The organism is Ensifer sp. LC11 (assembly GCF_001695835.1).
Lineage (GTDB): Bacteria > Pseudomonadota > Alphaproteobacteria > Rhizobiales > Rhizobiaceae > Ensifer.
Window position 1 is genome coordinate 18,490 of record NZ_MBSO01000001.1, and the last position, 16,307, is coordinate 34,796.

At 62.5% G+C, this 16,307-nt stretch carries 16 protein-coding genes; 4 read left to right on the forward strand and 12 right to left on the reverse strand.

Going from position 1 to position 16,307, the window contains the following annotated elements:
- Positions 1 to 153 precede the first annotated feature (153 nt).
- From BBX50_RS00090 to BBX50_RS00125, 8 genes are all read right to left on the reverse strand, one after another.
- Positions 154 to 996: a cytochrome c oxidase subunit II gene (locus BBX50_RS00090; RefSeq protein ID WP_065773293.1), complete on the reverse strand. Its 843-nt coding sequence runs from the start codon at positions 994 to 996 to the stop codon at positions 154 to 156.
- Between the two features lie 137 nt (positions 997 to 1,133).
- A complete protein-coding gene (locus tag BBX50_RS00095) occupies positions 1,134 to 1,520 on the reverse strand; it encodes a cytochrome c family protein (protein WP_065773294.1) in 387 nt (128 codons plus the stop codon).
- Between the two features lie 203 nt (positions 1,521 to 1,723).
- A complete protein-coding gene (gene ugpC, locus BBX50_RS00100) occupies positions 1,724 to 2,791 on the reverse strand; it encodes a sn-glycerol-3-phosphate ABC transporter ATP-binding protein UgpC (protein WP_065773295.1) in 1,068 nt (355 codons plus the stop codon).
- Between the two features lie 11 nt (positions 2,792 to 2,802).
- On the reverse strand, positions 2,803 to 3,636 hold the full coding sequence (locus BBX50_RS00105) for a carbohydrate ABC transporter permease (RefSeq protein ID WP_065773296.1): 834 nt from the start codon (positions 3,634 to 3,636) through the stop codon (positions 2,803 to 2,805).
- Positions 3,637 to 3,641: 5 nt separating this feature from the next.
- Positions 3,642 to 4,577 (reverse strand): sugar ABC transporter permease, encoded by a 936-nt coding sequence (locus BBX50_RS00110; RefSeq protein ID WP_065773297.1) that lies wholly within the window; start codon positions 4,575 to 4,577, stop codon positions 3,642 to 3,644.
- A gap of 149 nt (positions 4,578 to 4,726) precedes the next feature.
- A complete protein-coding gene (locus tag BBX50_RS00115) occupies positions 4,727 to 5,989 on the reverse strand; it encodes a sugar ABC transporter substrate-binding protein (protein ID WP_065773298.1) in 1,263 nt (420 codons plus the stop codon).
- Positions 5,990 to 6,057: 68 nt separating this feature from the next.
- Positions 6,058 to 7,230: a PLP-dependent transferase gene (locus BBX50_RS00120; RefSeq protein ID WP_058320730.1), complete on the reverse strand. Its 1,173-nt coding sequence runs from the start codon at positions 7,228 to 7,230 to the stop codon at positions 6,058 to 6,060.
- The gene (locus BBX50_RS00125) at positions 7,227 to 7,943 is read right to left on the reverse strand and encodes a FadR/GntR family transcriptional regulator (RefSeq protein ID WP_065773299.1); all 717 of its coding nucleotides are present in this window, start codon (positions 7,941 to 7,943) and stop codon (positions 7,227 to 7,229) included. The genes BBX50_RS00120 and BBX50_RS00125 overlap by 4 nt, the downstream gene beginning before the upstream one ends.
- 145 nt (positions 7,944 to 8,088) lie before the next feature.
- Between BBX50_RS00125 and BBX50_RS00130 the strand changes: the two genes are divergently transcribed.
- Positions 8,089 to 8,334 carry a hypothetical protein gene (locus BBX50_RS00130; protein WP_065773300.1) on the forward strand — a complete coding sequence of 82 codons (246 nt, stop codon included), beginning with the start codon at positions 8,089 to 8,091 and terminating at the stop codon, positions 8,332 to 8,334.
- 253 nt (positions 8,335 to 8,587) lie between these two features.
- Here the strand turns inward: BBX50_RS00130 and BBX50_RS00135 are convergent, their stop codons facing one another.
- Complete coding sequence (locus BBX50_RS00135; protein ID WP_083213738.1) at positions 8,588 to 9,691, reverse strand: aminopeptidase P family protein; 1,104 nt, start codon at positions 9,689 to 9,691, stop codon at positions 8,588 to 8,590.
- A 333-nt stretch (positions 9,692 to 10,024) separates the two neighbouring features.
- Positions 10,025 to 10,717: a GntR family transcriptional regulator gene (locus tag BBX50_RS00140; RefSeq protein WP_065773301.1), complete on the reverse strand. Its 693-nt coding sequence runs from the start codon at positions 10,715 to 10,717 to the stop codon at positions 10,025 to 10,027.
- A 223-nt stretch (positions 10,718 to 10,940) separates the two neighbouring features.
- On the opposite strand from BBX50_RS00140, the gene BBX50_RS00145 reads away from it, so the two are divergent.
- The 3 genes from BBX50_RS00145 to BBX50_RS00155 all read left to right on the forward strand — a co-directional run bounded on the left by BBX50_RS00145 (position 10,941) and on the right by BBX50_RS00155 (position 14,832).
- Complete coding sequence (locus tag BBX50_RS00145) at positions 10,941 to 12,308, forward strand: glutamine synthetase family protein (protein ID WP_065773302.1); 1,368 nt, start codon at positions 10,941 to 10,943, stop codon at positions 12,306 to 12,308.
- Positions 12,305 to 13,618 carry an FAD-binding oxidoreductase gene (locus BBX50_RS00150; protein ID WP_065773303.1) on the forward strand — a complete coding sequence of 438 codons (1,314 nt, stop codon included), beginning with the start codon at positions 12,305 to 12,307 and terminating at the stop codon, positions 13,616 to 13,618. The genes BBX50_RS00145 and BBX50_RS00150 overlap by 4 nt, the downstream gene beginning before the upstream one ends.
- Positions 13,619 to 13,917: 299 nt before the next feature.
- Positions 13,918 to 14,832, forward strand: a complete 915-nt coding sequence (locus tag BBX50_RS00155) for a transglutaminase family protein (protein WP_065773304.1) — start codon at positions 13,918 to 13,920, stop codon at positions 14,830 to 14,832.
- Between the two features lie 403 nt (positions 14,833 to 15,235).
- On the opposite strand, the gene BBX50_RS00160 is transcribed toward BBX50_RS00155, so the two are convergent.
- Entirely contained in the window at positions 15,236 to 15,628 is a 393-nt protein-coding gene (locus tag BBX50_RS00160; protein ID WP_065773447.1) for a nuclear transport factor 2 family protein, read from the reverse strand.
- A gap of 57 nt (positions 15,629 to 15,685) precedes the next feature.
- Entirely contained in the window at positions 15,686 to 16,303 is a 618-nt protein-coding gene (locus BBX50_RS00165; protein WP_065773305.1) for a TetR/AcrR family transcriptional regulator, read from the reverse strand.
- Positions 16,304 to 16,307: the final 4 nt, after the last annotated feature.

Below are 16,307 nucleotides of genomic sequence, written 5' to 3' on the forward strand. Positions count from 1 at the left end.
GCGAGAACCTCCCAACACCGGATCATTCGATCCAACGCTTTGAACCACGCAATTCCGGACTCTAACGTTGGAATTGCCTTCGCTCACGAGCGGGATGCGGGCGGAAAACCGCGAGCACTTTTCCTCATCCCGCTTTGGCCGTCGAGGCGCCTCCTACTGCGCCGGGGCGGCATTTCCTGCCTGCGCCGTTTCCTTCGTCCCTGCCTTTGCCTGCAGCTGCGAGAAGGTCTGCTGCTGCGAAAGCCAGGCCTGGTAATCGGCGGCACTGTTGACGATGACGGTGCCGCGCATTTGTGGATGGCCGGTGCCGCAGAGTTCGGCACAAAGCACCTCGAAAGTGCCTGTGCGGGTCGGTGTCAGCCAGAAATAGGTGACCATGCCCGGCACCATGTCCATCTTGGCGCGGAACTCCGGCACGTAGAAATCATGCAGCACGTCGACCGAGCGCAAGAGCATCTTGACCGGCTTTCCAACTTCCAGATGCAGCTCGCCGCCTTCGATGACGACGTCGTCAAGCGCTGCAGCATCGTTGCGGTTGAGGCCGAGCGAGTTCTCCGGGGTGATGTCGCGGGTCTCGGAGGTTCCGAGCTTGCCGTCGGCGCCGGGGAGGCGGAAGCTCCACAACCATTGCTGGCCGACGACTTCGACCTCTGCCGCCCCGTCAGGCACGGTCACAAATTGGTGCCAGACGAAAAGGCCGGGGGTGAGCATGGCGGCGACGCCGAGCGTCGTGCCGCCGGCGAGCCATCCTTCGAGCTTCCTGTTTTCCGGTTCGTAGGCCGCCCGGTTTCCCGGGCGATGCCGAAAACGGAGGACGCAATAGGCCATGAAAAGCACGACGGCGACGAAGACGACGCCGGTAATCCAGAAGGTGATGATGAGCGTATCGTCTATGTAATTCCAGTTGGACGCGATCGGCGTCCACCACCATGGGCTCAACAGATGGAACAACACCGACCCGACGGCCACCAAAACCAGAATAACTACCACGGCCATTTCTGTCCCTCCTCGCCGTGCGGCTGTGGGCATGAATACGCAATCCGTAGAGCTCTGACTGCAATTATTGCACGAACGTCAAATAGTCGCAATTCGCCGTCTCACCGCAGGCGGTGCGTGTTTCTCATCTTTCTCGACTATTGCGAATACTGCTTGAGATAGGCGATGAGATCAGAGATTTGCGTGTCATCCTTCAGTCCCGCAAAGGCCATTTTCGTGCCTTTTATCTTGGTCCGGGGATTGTGGAGATAGTCGCGCAGATGCGCCTCGTCCCAGACGAGCCCGCCCTTGCCGGCATCGACCATAGCCGAGGAATAGCTGAAGTCGGGATGGGTGCCGGCAGTCCGCCCGAACAGGTGGTTGAGCGAGGGCCCGACCTTGTTGGTATCGCTGTCGGCGACATGACAGACGGCGCATTTCTTGAAGACGGTGGCTCCGGCTGCGGCGTCGCCCTCCTGTGCGAGGGCTGCGAGCGGACAGAGCGAAGTTGTCGAAAAGGCAAGGGCAACAACAAGAATTCGCATGACACTTCCTCAAAATCGCCGGGCGCAGGCAAGGAAGGCTATCGTCGGTTTGTCGTCTTGGCGGTACTTGCTTCTCTTATTTGGCGCCACGGGCGGTTGATACTTGCGACAGGACGACGGTACGCCTCGCCTTGCGGAAGTCAACCGCCGCCGCCGGCAGGTCGCCGGCTGCGCCCAAATTTGGCCATTGCCGGTGCCGGCGATCAGACGCGATTGCCGTCGGCGTTGAAGAAGTGCAACCGTTCCACCGGCAGGCGTACGGCAAGCGAACCTGAGGCGGTCAGGAACTTGCGGTCGTTGGTAAACGCCTTGAAGCCGGCCCGGCCGAAAGAGAGGTGCAGGATGATGCCGAAGCCGGTCGGTTCGACCAGATCGACTGTGGCGGTCAGCGCATCCGGCCCCTCAACCCCGATCTCCACATGCTCCGGGCGGATACCGAGCGTTGCGCGGTCGCCGTCGGCCAGAGCCGGATGCTGCTGCGCCGGGATGGTGACGCCGCCTGCCGTCTCGAAGCGCGGGGCGGTGCCGTTCAGGTAGGTGCCCTCGAAGAAGTTCATGCCGGGCGAACCGATGAAGCCGGCCACAAAGAGGTTGGCGGGCCGATCGTAGAGGTCGAGCGGGCTGCCGACCTGCTGCACGTAGCCGCCGTTCATGGCGACGATGCGGTCGGCGAGCGTCATCGCCTCGATCTGGTCGTGGGTGACGTAGATCGAGGTGGCGCCGAGGTCCTTGTGCAGCTTCTTGATCTCGGCGCGCATCTGCTCGCGCAGCCGGGCGTCGAGGTTCGACAGCGGCTCGTCGAACAGGAAGGCCTTCGGCTCGCGCACGATGGCGCGGCCCATGGCGACGCGCTGGCGCTGGCCGCCCGAGAGCGCGCGCGGCCGGCGTTCGAGCAGCGGATCGAGGCCGAGCTTGGCGGCCGCACCCGAGACGACGCTCGCGATCTTCTCCTTGGCGGTCTTCCGGAGTCTGAGGCTGTAGCTCATGTTCTTGGCGACCGACATGTGCGGATAGAGCGCATAGGACTGGAACACCATGGCGATGTCGCGGTCCTTCGGTGCCAGCTCGTTGACACGCTTGCCGGCGATGCGGATCTCGCCCGAGGTGACGCTTTCAAGCCCGGCGATCATGCGCAGCAGCGTGGACTTGCCGCAACCGGACGGGCCGACAAGCACGACGAATTCGCCGTCACCGATCTTCAGGTCGACATCGTGCAGGACCGGGTGGATGCCGTAGGATTTCTGGATGTTGGCGATATCGATGGAAGCCATGAGAGCAATCCTCAGCCTTTGACCGCGCCGGCCGTGAGGCCCTGGACGAGGTAGCGTTGAATGAGCAGGAAGAAGAGGCAGGCGGGGATGAGCGCAAGCACGCCGGCCGCCATCATCTGCCCGAAGTCGACGGAGAACTTCGACACGAAGGACAGCAATCCGACGGGGAAGGTCGCCTGGTCGTTGCCGGAGATCAGCATCAGCGAGAACAGGAGTTCGCTCCAGGCGGCGGTGAAGACGAAGCCGAGTGTGGCGGCAATGCCGGGCAGCGTCAGCGGCAGGATAATCTGCCGGAAGGCGACGAACTGCGTTGCGCCGTCGATCATCGCGGCTTCTTCGAGATCCTTCGGAATGCCGTCGAAGAAGGACTGCATCAGGAAGGTGGCAAAGGGCACGTTGAAGGCGGTGTAGACGATGACGAGGCCGGTCAGGCTGTTGGTCAGGCCGAGCGGCGACAGGATCTTGAAGATCGGCGCGACCAGCATCACCAGCGGGAACATCTGCGTCAAAAGCATCAGCGCCACCAGCCAGTATTTGCCCCGGAAATTGAAGCGCGACAGCGCGTAGCCGGAGAGCGAGGCGAGGACGGTGACGATGACGGCGGTTGAGCCGGAGACGATCAGGCTGTTCTTGAAGAACACCGGAAAGGCACTGTGGCGCAGCACGAAGTCGAAATGTTCGAGGCTGGCGCGCGACGGCCACATTCGAATGCCTTCGGAGTAGAGCAGGTCGTTGGGGGTGACTGCGACCTTCAGGAGCCAATAGAGCGGGAAGAGCGCAAAAGCGATATAGGCGAGGATGGCCAGCCGGTGCGCGATGGTGAGGAGATGGGGTTTGGCGCGCATCGGTCTCAATCCTTGCTCAGCAGCCATTGGCGCAGGATGACGATCAGCATCGAATAGGCGAGCAGCAGTGCCAGAAGCACCAGCGCGATCGCCGAGGCGTAACCGAAGTCCAGCCGCTTGAAGGCCTGGGTGAAGATGTAGCTGGCGACGATCTGGGTGCGGTCGGCCGGCCCGCCATTGGTCATGACAATGATCAGGTCGGCGAAGTTCGAGATCCAGACGGTGCGCAGCAGGATGGTGATGGCGATGGTCGGCGCGAGGAAGGGCAGCGTTATCGACAGGAAGCGCTGCACCGGGCCGGCGCCGTCGATGCTGGCGGCCTCATAGAGGTCGCGCGGGATCGCCTGGAGGGCGGCGAGAAGCGTGATCGCAAAGAAGGGAATGCCCCACCAGACATTGGCGATGATCGGGCCCCACATGGCGAGCTGCGGATTAGACAGAATGTTGTTCGGCTCGCTCATGAGGCCGAGCGCATAGAACCAGTGCGGCAAAGGACCGACCACCGGATTGAACAGCCAGGCCCAGTTGAGGCCGGCAAGGAAGCTCGGCACCGCCCAGGGCAGGAAGACAAGGGCCTGGGCAAGACCGCGGCCGTAGAAAGGCTTGTCGAGCAGCAGCGCCAGGATCAGGCCGAAGACGAACTGGAAGAAGACCGAGGCGCCGGTCCACCAGAGCGTGTTGCGCAGCGCCCGGTAGAAGGCCTGGTCCTCGGCAAGCGCGCGGAAATGATCGAGGCCGATATAGGCGCCGGAAAACGGGTTCAAGAGCTGGATATCGCGGAAGGCGTAGGAAACGCCCAAGACCAGCGGCACCAGCATGACGGTGACGATCAGGATCAGCGCCGGCGCGCTATAGAGATAGGGTGCGGCGCCATCGGCGATGCGCTTCTTCAGCGGCGTCCTGCTTGCCGGCAGGCCGCTTTGGCGGGCGACATGGGCCATCGATCGATATTTCCCCTGTGCGGCCGCCGGTTTTTTCGACGTGCCTCGTTTTCGCTAAGTCGGAGCGGGATGCGGACGGAGACCGCGCACACGTCATTCCGCTCAAGATCATGACGGCCGGCGACGGCGGACCGCCGCCGGCCGAAGGCTTACTTCTTGCTGGCCAAGAACTTCTGCTGCGCCTTTGTGAGGTAGTCGGCCCACTGGTTGGCGAGCTCTTCCGGCGTGATGTCGCCGAGCAGGGCTTCCTGGGTCGTCTTGATGGCGAGCGAATCCTTGAAGAAGGCGAATTCTTCGAGGTAGGTCGGCATGACCGTCAACACGACGTCCTTGTCGGCAAGTTCGTCGAACCAGCCCTTGAACTGCGGGCTCGCATAGAAGGGGTCCTTCTCGGCGGACTTGTGCACCGGCAGGGCGCCTGTGCGCTTGTTCCACTCGATGTTGCCTTCGGGACCTTCAAGGGTCTCGATCAGCTTCCAGGAGAGATCCTTGTTCTCGCTCTTCGAAAGCATCGACCAGCCGGCAAAGCCGATGGTGGTAAACGCCTTGCCGCTCGGGCCCTTCGGCATGGTGGTGACGCCGAAATCCTCAGACTTCATGCGCTCGGCAATGGCGATCAGCGCGTCCGGATCCTGGTCAAGGAAGGCGCAGGTGCCGCTGTAGAAACCGGCGACGATTTCGTTGAAGCCCCAGTTGACACTGTCCTTCGGCGCCAGCCCCTTCTTGTAGAGGTCGATCACCCAGGTGAGACCCTTGACCCAGCCTTCGCTGTTCATGGTCGAGGTGCCGTCCTCGTTGAAGAAGGTGTTGCTGCCGGCCATGGTTGCGCCGAACATCACCCAACCGTTGAGACCACCCGGGCCGCCACGCAAGCAGTAGCCGGATTTGCCCGGAAGCTTGGAAACTGCTTCGGACGCCTTGACGAAATCGTCCATGGTCTTCGGCGGCTCGCTGACGCCGGCTTCCGACAGAAGCTTCTTGTTGTAGAACATGGCGCGCAGATAGAAGCCGTAGGGCAGCATATAGGCGGTGTCGTTGACGTCGCGGCCGAGTTCGAGCGCGCGCTCGGTGAGGCCGCCGGTGTGTTCCCACTTGGCGAGATAGGGCTCGAGGCTCTCGAGCATGCCGTTGTTGGCATAGAGCGACAGCCAAGTGTCGGGCATTTCCATCACATCAGGCAGTTCGCCGGCCGAAACCATAGTCGCGAACTTCTGGAATGCTTCGCCCCAGGGCAGCGAGATGATCTCGACCGTGGTGCCGGGGTTGGCGGCTTCAAACTTGGCGACGATCGACTTCAGCGTCTCGGTGCGCTCGGGGCTGGTGATGACCTCGACGAGTTTCAGCTTGGTGTCGGCGAGTGCGCTTCCGGCCATCAGGCTGGCGAGAAGCGTGGCAGTGATCAGTTTCTTCATTTTATGTTCCCTCTTTTCTTCGTTGGTTTTGGTTCAAAGTGGGAGAGCGGGATCTTGTCCCGCTCCTGTCAGCCAGTCGAAGCGACGGCGAGCGCCGCTTCGAGATCGCTCCAGAGGGCCTCCGTTCCCTCCAGGCCGACATGGAGCCGTACCGACCGCGGCGAGATGCCGAAGGCGGCCGCGGAATTGGGCTGGGCTTTCTGCGACAGCACGACTTCGCCCGGCACGATGAGGCTTTCATGTCCGCCCCAGGAAACGCCGAGCTTGAAGAGTTCGAGATGATCCGCGAAGCGCCTGACGTCGACGCCTTCGCGGAAGATGAAGGAGAAGAGACCCGAGGTACCGGAAAGACCGGGCGGCAGCGTGTTGCCGAGGCCGGGGTGGCAGACGGTCTCGACCAGCGGATGCGCCTGCAGCCGCCGCGCGACTTCAAGCGCCGAGCGCTCGTGCGACTTCATACGGATCGGCAGCGTGCGCAGGCCGCGGATCAGGAGCCAGGCGTCGAAGGGCGAGAGCTTGCCGCCGAGATAGGGATAGGCTTCGGAGCGGATGCGGCCGATCAGTTCCTTTGAACCGGTGACGACGCCGGCGACGACGTCCGAGTGGCCGCCGAGATACTTCGAGGCCGAATGAATGACGAGGTCGACGCCAAGCGAGATCGGCTGCTGGAAGATCGGGCTCGCCCAGCTGTTGTCGATCGCGGTGATGATGCCCTGGTCCTTGGCAAGGCGGGCAAGCGACGCAACGTCGTGGGTGTCCATGACCCAGCTCGTCGGGCTTTCCATGTAGAACAGCTTGGCGCCGGGAAGGGCCTTGGCGACGGCTTCCTCGTCGCGGCCGTCGACATAGGTCACCTCGATCTTCATGCGCTTCAGGTGGGTGCCGAACAGGCGGAAGGCATCGGGATAGACATGGTTGACGGCGACGATCCGGTCGCCCGGTTCGACGAAGGACAAAACGGTCGACGAGATCGCCGACATGCCGCTGGCGAACCCGATCGCGTCCTCGCCGCCTTCGAGCTTCGCCAGCATTTCCTCGAACATGCGCACCGTCGGGTTGAGGCCGCGGGTATAGATCGGCCGCACACGCTCGCCCCGATAGGAGGCGACCATGTCGTCATAGTCCTTGAAGGTGAAGAGCGAGGTCTGCACGATCGGCGGCACGACAGCATCGAAGGCATGGCCCTCGTCATGCGCGACGATCAGCGAGGCATGGTCGAACGGATCGAGGCCGTTGGTCATTTGGACATTTCCTTGATGTCTTCCTCGACGATCGCGAGGATTTTCAGCGTTTCTTCGCGCGCGGTGTCAGGATCCTGAGCCGCGATCGCATTGAAGAGGGTGCGGTGGAAGGGGAAGGAGCGGCGGGCGAAATCCGACCGGTCGAAAGGCTCCTCCCAGAAGCGCTCGAAGGCTTCGCGCATCTGTTCGAGAAGCTGGCGGAAGAGCGGATTGTGCGTGGCGTCGTAGATCGCCAGGTGAAAGGCGAGGTCTTCCGGGCCGGACGTGCCCTTGGCGATATGCACCCGCTCCATCTCGTTGAGCTTGATTTCGATGATCTTCAGGTCTTCCTCGGTGCGGCGGCGGGCCGCGACCATGTTCGCCTCGACCTCGATACCGCGGCGCACTTCGAGCGTCATCAACAGCACGTCACGTAGATGCGCGGCGTCAAGCGTGAGCGGCATATGGACGGTGGCGCCCGAAATGGTGCGCAGCAGATAGGTGCCGCTTCCCTTGCGCGCCTCGACGACACCGAGCGCCTGGAAGTGGCGGATGACCTCGCGGATGGTGGAGCGGCCGACGGCGAGTGCCGTCATCAGCTCGCGCTCGGCCGGCAGGCGTTCGCCGGGCTTCAGGCCCGATTGCTCGATAAAGTCAGCCAACGCGGCAATGACCTGCTGGGCCCGGTCGGCCGGGGGCAGTGGCATCAGCGCCGCTCTTGCCGGTTCACTCATTCGGCTCCCTCCTCGGAGGCCAAATTGGTCTGACATCTGAGCACTATGATTAAGGCGGCGGAGGCCGTCAAGCAGGAACTGATAGACGTGGACGGCCATTGACCTCGCGCGCTTCAGGCGTAGACAGAAGGCAAGGAGCTTGAAGATGTTGAAATCGAGATATTGGGTTGCCGTCGCCGCCGCGTTCCTTGCCGTGATGGCAATCGCGGGCGACGCGGAAGCGCAGATGCGCACCAGAAAGGGCGAGTATTACGAAGGGGTCCAGCGCAAGCCCTATGGTCACTACTGGATCTGGCCGCCGGCCGAACAGCAACCCGTCTATAAGCCGCGTCCGGGCAAGAAGGGCGCGGGCGGCGAGACGCCGAAGCCGCGCAAACGGTTGAGCTACTAGGCGGGCGATAGCGCAAGAAGAGGCGGCGTCCGAGGGCGCCGCCAGACAGGTAACAAGGCCTGGAGATGGCTTTCTGGCGAGACGGACATCCAATTTTCCGTCATCCTCGCCCTTGTGGCGGGGATCCAGCGACCCGACGTCTGTCGGGTCAAAAGAGTTTTCAGCCCAAGGACTGGGGCTGTCTGGATCCCTGTGACAAGCACAGGGATGACGGAAATGTCGGCGCGCGGCGCCCGAAGGCGCCGCTATTTTGTCAGACCTTGGCGACGTGAACGTCGCGGGGGAGCGAAGAGAGAACCTCCGGCCCGTCCTCGCGCAGGATGACGATATCTTCGAGCCGGATGCCGAAGCGGCCGGGCAAATAGATGCCGGGCTCGATCGAGAAAACCATGCCTTCTTCCAGCACGGTTTCGGAGGTCGCGGTGATGTAGGGCGGCTCATGGCCGTCGATGCCCATGCCGTGGCCGGTGCGGTGGACGAAGTATTCGCCATAGCCGGCATCCGCAATCACCTTGCGGGCCGCATCGTCCACATCCTTGGCGAGCACGCCCGGACGAGCTGCCTTGAGCGCGGCCTGGACGGCCCGCTCGACGATCGTGTGGATCTGGCCGTAGCCCTCGGGCGCTCGCCCGACGATCGCCATGCGGGTGATATCGCTCGGGAAGCGCTGCTTGCGGCCGCCGATATCGATGACGACGGCATCACCTTCCTCGATCACCCGTTCGCTCGCCGAATGATGCGGGAAGGCGCCGTTGCCGCCGGCCCCGACGATCCAGAAGGCGGGTGCGGCATCCTCCGAGGCGAAGTGTGTGCGGATTTCGGCGGCCAGTTCCTTTTCGGTCATGCCCGGCCGAATCTTGGAAAACGCCGTCTGCATGGCGCGGTCGGCTATGCCGGCGTTCATTTTCAGCAGCGCGTATTCGCCCTTGTCCTTGCGCATGCGCAAGGCACCGAGCGTTGCCGGGGTGAATTCGCGGGCGGTATCCTCGGGCAGTGCATCGATCAAAAGCAATGCGAAATCGGCGCGCATGGTTTCGTCCAGAACGACGCGACCGGGCTTTTCGGCGCCGACATCGGCAAGGGCTGCCGTCAGGGCGTCGGCCGGGCCAACGTCATCAGCCCAGTTGTGGAAGGCGATGTCGGTGTGCTCGCGCGTGCCTTCGGCGTTGAGCGCCGGCATCAGGAAGGCTTCCTTTTCCGGGCCGATCAGGAGCAGGCAGGGGCGCTCGTCCGGATGCGGGTGATAGCCGATCAGCCAGTCCATGTGTGATCCGGGCGCCAGCGCGACGAGGCCGACTTTGCTTTCGGCCATCTTGCGGCGGAGCGCTGCAAAACGGCTCTTGGTGAGTTCCTTCATGGGGATTCCAGTTCTGGCTTGAGGACATGAGATGCGCTCGCCGTTCACGCGACTGTGGCGCTCATCGGCGGACGGAATTGGGGCGCGGCGGTTCGGCGCGATGTGGCGTTTACGGGGAATGCCTGGGGCCGGTGCAGGTGCTGCCCCGGAGTGTAGCTCTTTGGCTCTTCAAGCGGACTCCTCCCCCTCGAATGCACGAACATAGGCCGGGAAGGCTGGCTGCTTCCCGTTGCTATGCATCTGTATTTGCTCGACTTTGGTGCCGAGCCTGAGCGTTGTCAATACGGAATTTTAGTCACACTAAAATTTATGAAGCCCGTGGTTGTCGTTGGCTCAGGCGGCCAATCGAAGGAGGCGTGCGACGGCCTGTTGGTCGAAGCCGCCGATGCCTTCTCTGATGTCGGCGGCGATCGCGTCGGCAACGGCCTCTTCGTCGCGTCGCCTCAGCGCCTCGATCGCCTCGCGATGCCGGTCCACGACATAGAGTTCGGTCACATGTTCCATGGCGATGCCGAGGATGGGGCCGAGCTGCAGCCAGACGCTCTCGATCAGCGGCATGGCGACCGGATCGGGATTGGCGGTGTAGATCATGCGATGGAACGCCTGGTTGGCGATCAGCGCCGCCACCTTGTCTCCCCCACGGATTTCCGTCTCGATGCTGTCATCAACCGCTGCGATCTGTTGGATCTGGCGCTCGGAAAGATGGGCGACAGCCCGGCGTGCGGCGTGGCTTTCGAGTGCGATGCGCAGTGAGATCAACTCCTCGAAGCGAGCGGGTGTGATGTGCGGCACGACGATGCGGCGGTTCTCAAGGAATTGCAGCGCGCCGATGGAGGTGAGCTGGCGCAGCGCCTCGCGCACTGGCGTCGGGCTGCTTTCGAGCGCTTCGGCAAGGCCGCGAATGGTGACGGAGGTGCCGGGGCGGAAGGCGCCGACCATGATCGCCTGGCGCAGCCGATTGAAGGCGTAATCGTGCGTGGTCATGCCGTCGGGCCTTGCAAGTGGCGGCAAAACTAGGGGTCTCAAGTGCGCCTTTCCTTCTGGCCAGCTAGCGATGGCCTTGGCTTGGTTCGATCCGAAGTCATCGCAATCGTTACTCATACTTGCGAGCGGAATGCGGGCGGAACCCGCATACACTTTTCCGCACCCCGCTCTACCTCAAACGCCTGATAGCATCGTTCATGCTTGACTCCAATTCCTGAATTATGTCAACTTTCAGAAAATGTGATCACAAAAAGAGATTTGCGATATGTCGCTCGACGCGGAAGATCCCAGCGCATTCAAGGCATGGCTCGAGCAGAACGGGCCGATCGAAAGCATCCAGGCGGTGGTCTGTGACCTCAACGGCATCATGCGCGGCAAACGCGTGCCGGTGGAGCAGGCGGCCAAAGTGCTCGGCGGCGGCATCCGCATGCCGCTCTCGATCGTCGGCGTCGATGTATGGGGTGAGGACATCATCAACAGCGAGCACGTGTTTGCGAGCGGCGACCGTGATGGCATCTGCGGCGTCACCGGGCGCGGCGCGCTGCCGGTCAACTGGACCTCGCGGCCGAGCGCATTGGTGCCGCTGTGGCTGCAGCTCGAAGACGGCAAGCCGTTTCTGGCCGATCCGCGCCAGGCCCTGGCGGCGGTCGTGCGGGAATATCAGGAGCTTGGCCTTCGGCCCGTCGTCGCCACCGAGCTGGAATTCTACCTGATCGATCCGGAGCCCGACAGCGCGGTGCCGCCGATCTCGCCCTATACCGGCAAGCGGCTCGATTCCGACGCGATCCTGTCGATCGACGAGCTCGACGATTTCGGCGAGTTCTTCTCCGACGTCTACAAGGAATGTGCCCGGCAGAACGTGCCGGCGGATGCGGCGATCGCCGAAAACGGCATCGGCCAGTTCGAGATCAACCTGCTGCACACCGACGACCCGCTGAAGGCGGCCGACGACGCCATCTTCTTCAAGCGCATCGTCAAGGGTGTGGCGCGCAAGCATGGGCTTGCAGCAACCTTCATGGCCAAGCCCTATGGAACGCGCTCGGGCAATGGTCTGCATATCCATTTCAGCCTGCTCGACGAGGAGGGCAACAATGTCTTCAACGACGGCAGCGACGAAGGCTCGCCGATCCTGAAGAATGCCGTTGCCGGTCTCTTGCGCGGCATGGCCGAGACGACGCTGCTGTTTGCGCCGCATTTCAATTCCTACCGGCGGCTGAGGCCCGACACCCATGCGCCGACAGCCGTCTGCTGGGGCTATGAGAACCGCACCTCGGCAATCCGTATTCCCGGCGGCAATCCCAATGCGCGCCGCATCGAACATCGCGTCGCCGGCGCGGATGCCAACCCCTATCTCGTCATCGCCGCGATCCTCGGTGCCGCACTCGTCGGTATCCGCAACAAGTGGAAGCCACCGGCGCCGGTTTCGGGTCGCGCCTATGCAGCGGAGAAATTGCCCAAAATTCCCTCGGAATGGGGGCAGGCGGTCGATAGCTTCGAGGCAGGACCGATTGCCGCCGAAATCTTCGACCCCGTGCTGCGCTCGATGCTGATCGCCTGCAAGCGCCAGGAGATCGCAGGCTTTGCCGAGCAGGTCACGGACTACGAATTCAGCGCCTATCTGGAAATCGTCTGATGCTCACGAAACAGAAATCCTATGCCGGTGACGGCAGCTATCCGACCAGCTACTACGCCGCCTCCCGCAACATCATCCGCACGCCGGTCCGGCTTCAGGGCCGGGTCGAGACCGACGTCTGCGTCGTCGGTGCCGGATACTCCGGCCTGTCGACGGCGATCCACCTTGCCGAAAAAGGCTACAAGGTCGTGGTCATCGAGGGTGCGCAGGTCGGCTGGGGCGCTTCGGGACGCAATGGTGGCCAGGTCGTCAACGGTCTCAATGCCAGTCTCGCAACGATCCAGCGCCGCTATGGCGAGGATGCCGCGCGCTTCATCGGCGGGCTGGTGCAGGAGGGCGGCAAGATCATCCGCCGTCTCGTCAGCCAGTATCAGATCGAGTGCGACCTGAAGCCGGGCAACATTTACGCCGCCTACACGCCGGCGCATATGAAGGAACTCGAAGCCAAGCAGGCGCTCTGGCGCAAATACGGCATGGATGACCACCAGCTTCTCGACCGTGACGCGCTCATGAAGCTCGTCAAGTCGGATGCCTATTGCGGCGGCATGCTCGACGCGACAGGCGGGCACATGCATCCGCTCAATCTCGTGCTCGGCGAGGCGCGCGCCCTCGAAAGCATCGGCGGCACGATCTACGAACAGTCGCCGGTGACGCGCGTCGACCATGAGGCGGCGCGGCCGACCGTCTATACCGAAGGCGGCGAAGTTTCGGCGCGCATCGTCGTGCTCTGCGGCAATGCCTATCTCGGCGACGCGGTGCCCAAGCTCGTCTCGCGGGTCATGCCGGTCTCGACGCAGATGATCACAACGGCGCCGCTCGGCGAGGAGCTCGCCCATTCGCTGATCCCGAGCGACATGTGCGTCGAGGACGTGCGCTATATCCTCGACTATTTCCGGCTCTCTGCCGACAAGCGGATGATCTTCGGCGGCGGCACCGTCTATGGCGGCACCGATCCGGCCGATGTCGTCGCCAAGCTGAAGCCCAATCTCGAAAAGGTGTTCCCTGAGCTCAAGGGCGTGAAGATCGATTATGCCTGGAGCGGCAACTTCGCGCTCTCCTTCACCCGTGTGCCGCAGATGGGGCGGATCGGCTCCAACACCTATTTCGCTCACGGCTACAGCGGCCACGGCGTTACCGGCTCGCACCTCTTCGGCCGCACGCTTGCCGAAGCGATCGATGGCGATACGACGCGCTACGACGTCTTCGAGAAGCTGCCCTGGTATCCTTTCCCCGGCGGGCGCATGTTCCGCGCCCAATATTCGACGATCGGCTCCTGGTGGTACCAGTTCAAGGATGCGGTCGGTCTATAGGGTCGGGCGACCTGCTGTTTTGAGGCGCCCCTACGTCAAAGGGGGCACTTCTCGCCGGCATTCTGTTTGGTCGATTTCCCGCTGAGCGCAATTCCGCCGCGTCTGCTGATGCGCTAGTATTAGTCCATTGTGGCATCAGCTCGCCCGTTCGAGCGGGCCTGTTGCATCTCTGGCATCCGGTTGCCGCCATAGGGCGAGCCCGTTGTGTGCCGACGGATACCAAGGAGCGCCCGCGGGTTTCTGCGGGCGAACAAGCTAGGGGCTGGTGGCTCCTGATCGATGTCCTGGGAGGCCCCGAGATGTTCGTGCGCTTTGGCTATGAAATCGGCATTCGCTGTCCGCAGCCAACTCCGATGATGACCTATCTCTCGCCTGTGTCGGAGCTGCGCCCAGCCCTTCGCCGCGAGCACGGGCCGGTCTCTTTGCCGATCGTGAAGATGGAAGAGATTACCGATCCGCACGGCAACACCTGCTTCCGGATGACCGTGCCCGAAGGTGACTTCAAGCTCTCCTATGATGCGGTGATCGAAGCTGATGGCCGGCTCGACGCCTCTGATCCGCTGGCCGATGCGGTGCCGGTCGAGAATCTGCCGGCGGCCTGGCTGCCGTATCTCGCGGCGAGCCGCTATTGTGAGACCGACCGGCTCGGCGCACTCGCCTGGCGGCTGTTTGGTGATACGATTCCCGGCTGGCCGCGGGTCCAGGCGATTTGCGATTATGTGCACGAACGTCTGGTCTTCAGTTACGGCTATGCGCAGACGATGCGCACCGCGCTCGAGGCGCATGAGGATCGTGTCGGGGTCAGCCGCGACTACGCCCATCTGGCGATCACCTTCTGTCGCTGCATGAACATGCCGGCGCGCTATGTGAACGGCTACATGGCCGATATCCCGAAGAGCGATGATCCGGCGCCGATGGATTTCAACGCCTGGTTCGAGGTCTTCCTCGGCGACCGTTGGCACACCTTCGACGCCAAGACCAACCAGCGGCGGGCAGGGCGGATCGCAGTTGCCCGTGGCCGTGACGCGGCCGACATTCCGCTGATCCAGACCTTCGGCAAACACGAACTGACGGGCTTCACCGTCTGGACCTGTGTCGAGACGGACAGCGCGCTCACACGTTCGCATCGCGGCTCCGACGTCTCGCTGCTGACCCCCTGGTTCAGCGAAACCTGGTCGAAGCATTTGCAGGAACGCGACCGCAATCGGCATTGACCGCCGTTTGCAAGCCTGAACCGATTTTTTACGGTCAGCGCCATTTCAGGAAAATAATATCTATAAACTCAATCGAGAATATAGGAGAACAAGAGAGAAGGCGGGCAATGGTCCGCTACTGCATGTTTCCTTTAATCGGTCCGATTAAAGGACAAAAACATGCAGCAATTCAAAGTGCTACAGCGACCATTGCGCGTCTGAAAAGACGCGCGGCGCTGTAGTGAGCGACGGAGAGACGCGATGAACGCTTCGAGGCCGATGGTCCAGTCCCGATACGCGCTTTATGCAACTGCACCCCAGCGCCGGTCCCCTGTTCATCTGGTCCCGCACGCGATCGCCATCGTTGCGGCATTCTCCTTCGTTAGCGCTATCGTCGTTGGCGTCCTCTAAGCTTCTCTCGCTGTCAACTATGACGCGACAGGTGCTCGTGCACCGCCATCCATTCCCCTGACGATGCCCGCCGGAAAACGATCGTTTCCCGTTCGTCTGCGGTCGTCGGCTCGCCGTTGAGCTCCAGTTCGGTCTCGACCCGGTGGGTGAAAACCGCGACATCGCCCACCGCCTGCACATGCCGTTCGCTTGACCGGCAGGCGCGCACGCGAAAACCATCCCGTTCCTCCCACAGCGACCATTCCGCCTCGTAGGCCGCGCGGCTCAGAAGGGGCCGGTCGAGCGTGTGGAAGATGAAGGTGGCATCGGGCGCGAAGGCCGAAAAGTAAGACGTGCGGTCGTGCTGAGCGAAAGCGGCAACCAGCCGGTCTGCCGCCGCAAGCACCGACAGTTCGAGATCCTGCATCGTGTTTCCTTTTGATTTTGCCGAAGCGAGCGTCACGCCGGGCATTTTTCCTGATGATCAGCGCGCCGAGATCAATGTCGCGAGCGGACGGTTCTGGCGCGAAACGCGGGCCTTCAGATCATCGAGCGTCATTGGCTCGCGCTTGGCGAACTCGGTGAACATCATGTTGAGATTGTTGAAGAACATTTCGCCGACGGCCTCGGCGTCGATGTCGAGTGCGACGACGCCCTTGGCCTTCAGCTTGAGGATCAGGGTCGAGATCTGATCACAGAGCCGGCGGTCGAGTTCGGTGTAGCGTTTGCTGAACGGGCTCTCCGGCTGCTGGATGGCGATCGCCATGGCGGTGCGCCACATCTCCTTGCTGAGATAGTAGAGCGAGTGGTCGTAATACTCGCCGATCAGCGCATCTAACGCGCCCATGACGGAGGCGGGGGGATTGTCGACGATCGTCCGGCCGGCGGCGAGCACTTCCTCTACTTCCATCGACACTGTGGCAAGCAGGATGTCGCCCTTGTTTTCATAGTAGTTGTAGAAGGTCCCGACCGAGATCTCGGCGCGCTCGGCAATGTCTTCGATGCGCGCGCTGTCATAGCCGACCTCGCGAAAGAGCGCGGCGGCGGCGTCGAGAATACGCCGGTTCCGATCGGCCTTTTGCCGTGCGCGCAGTCCCGTCATCTGA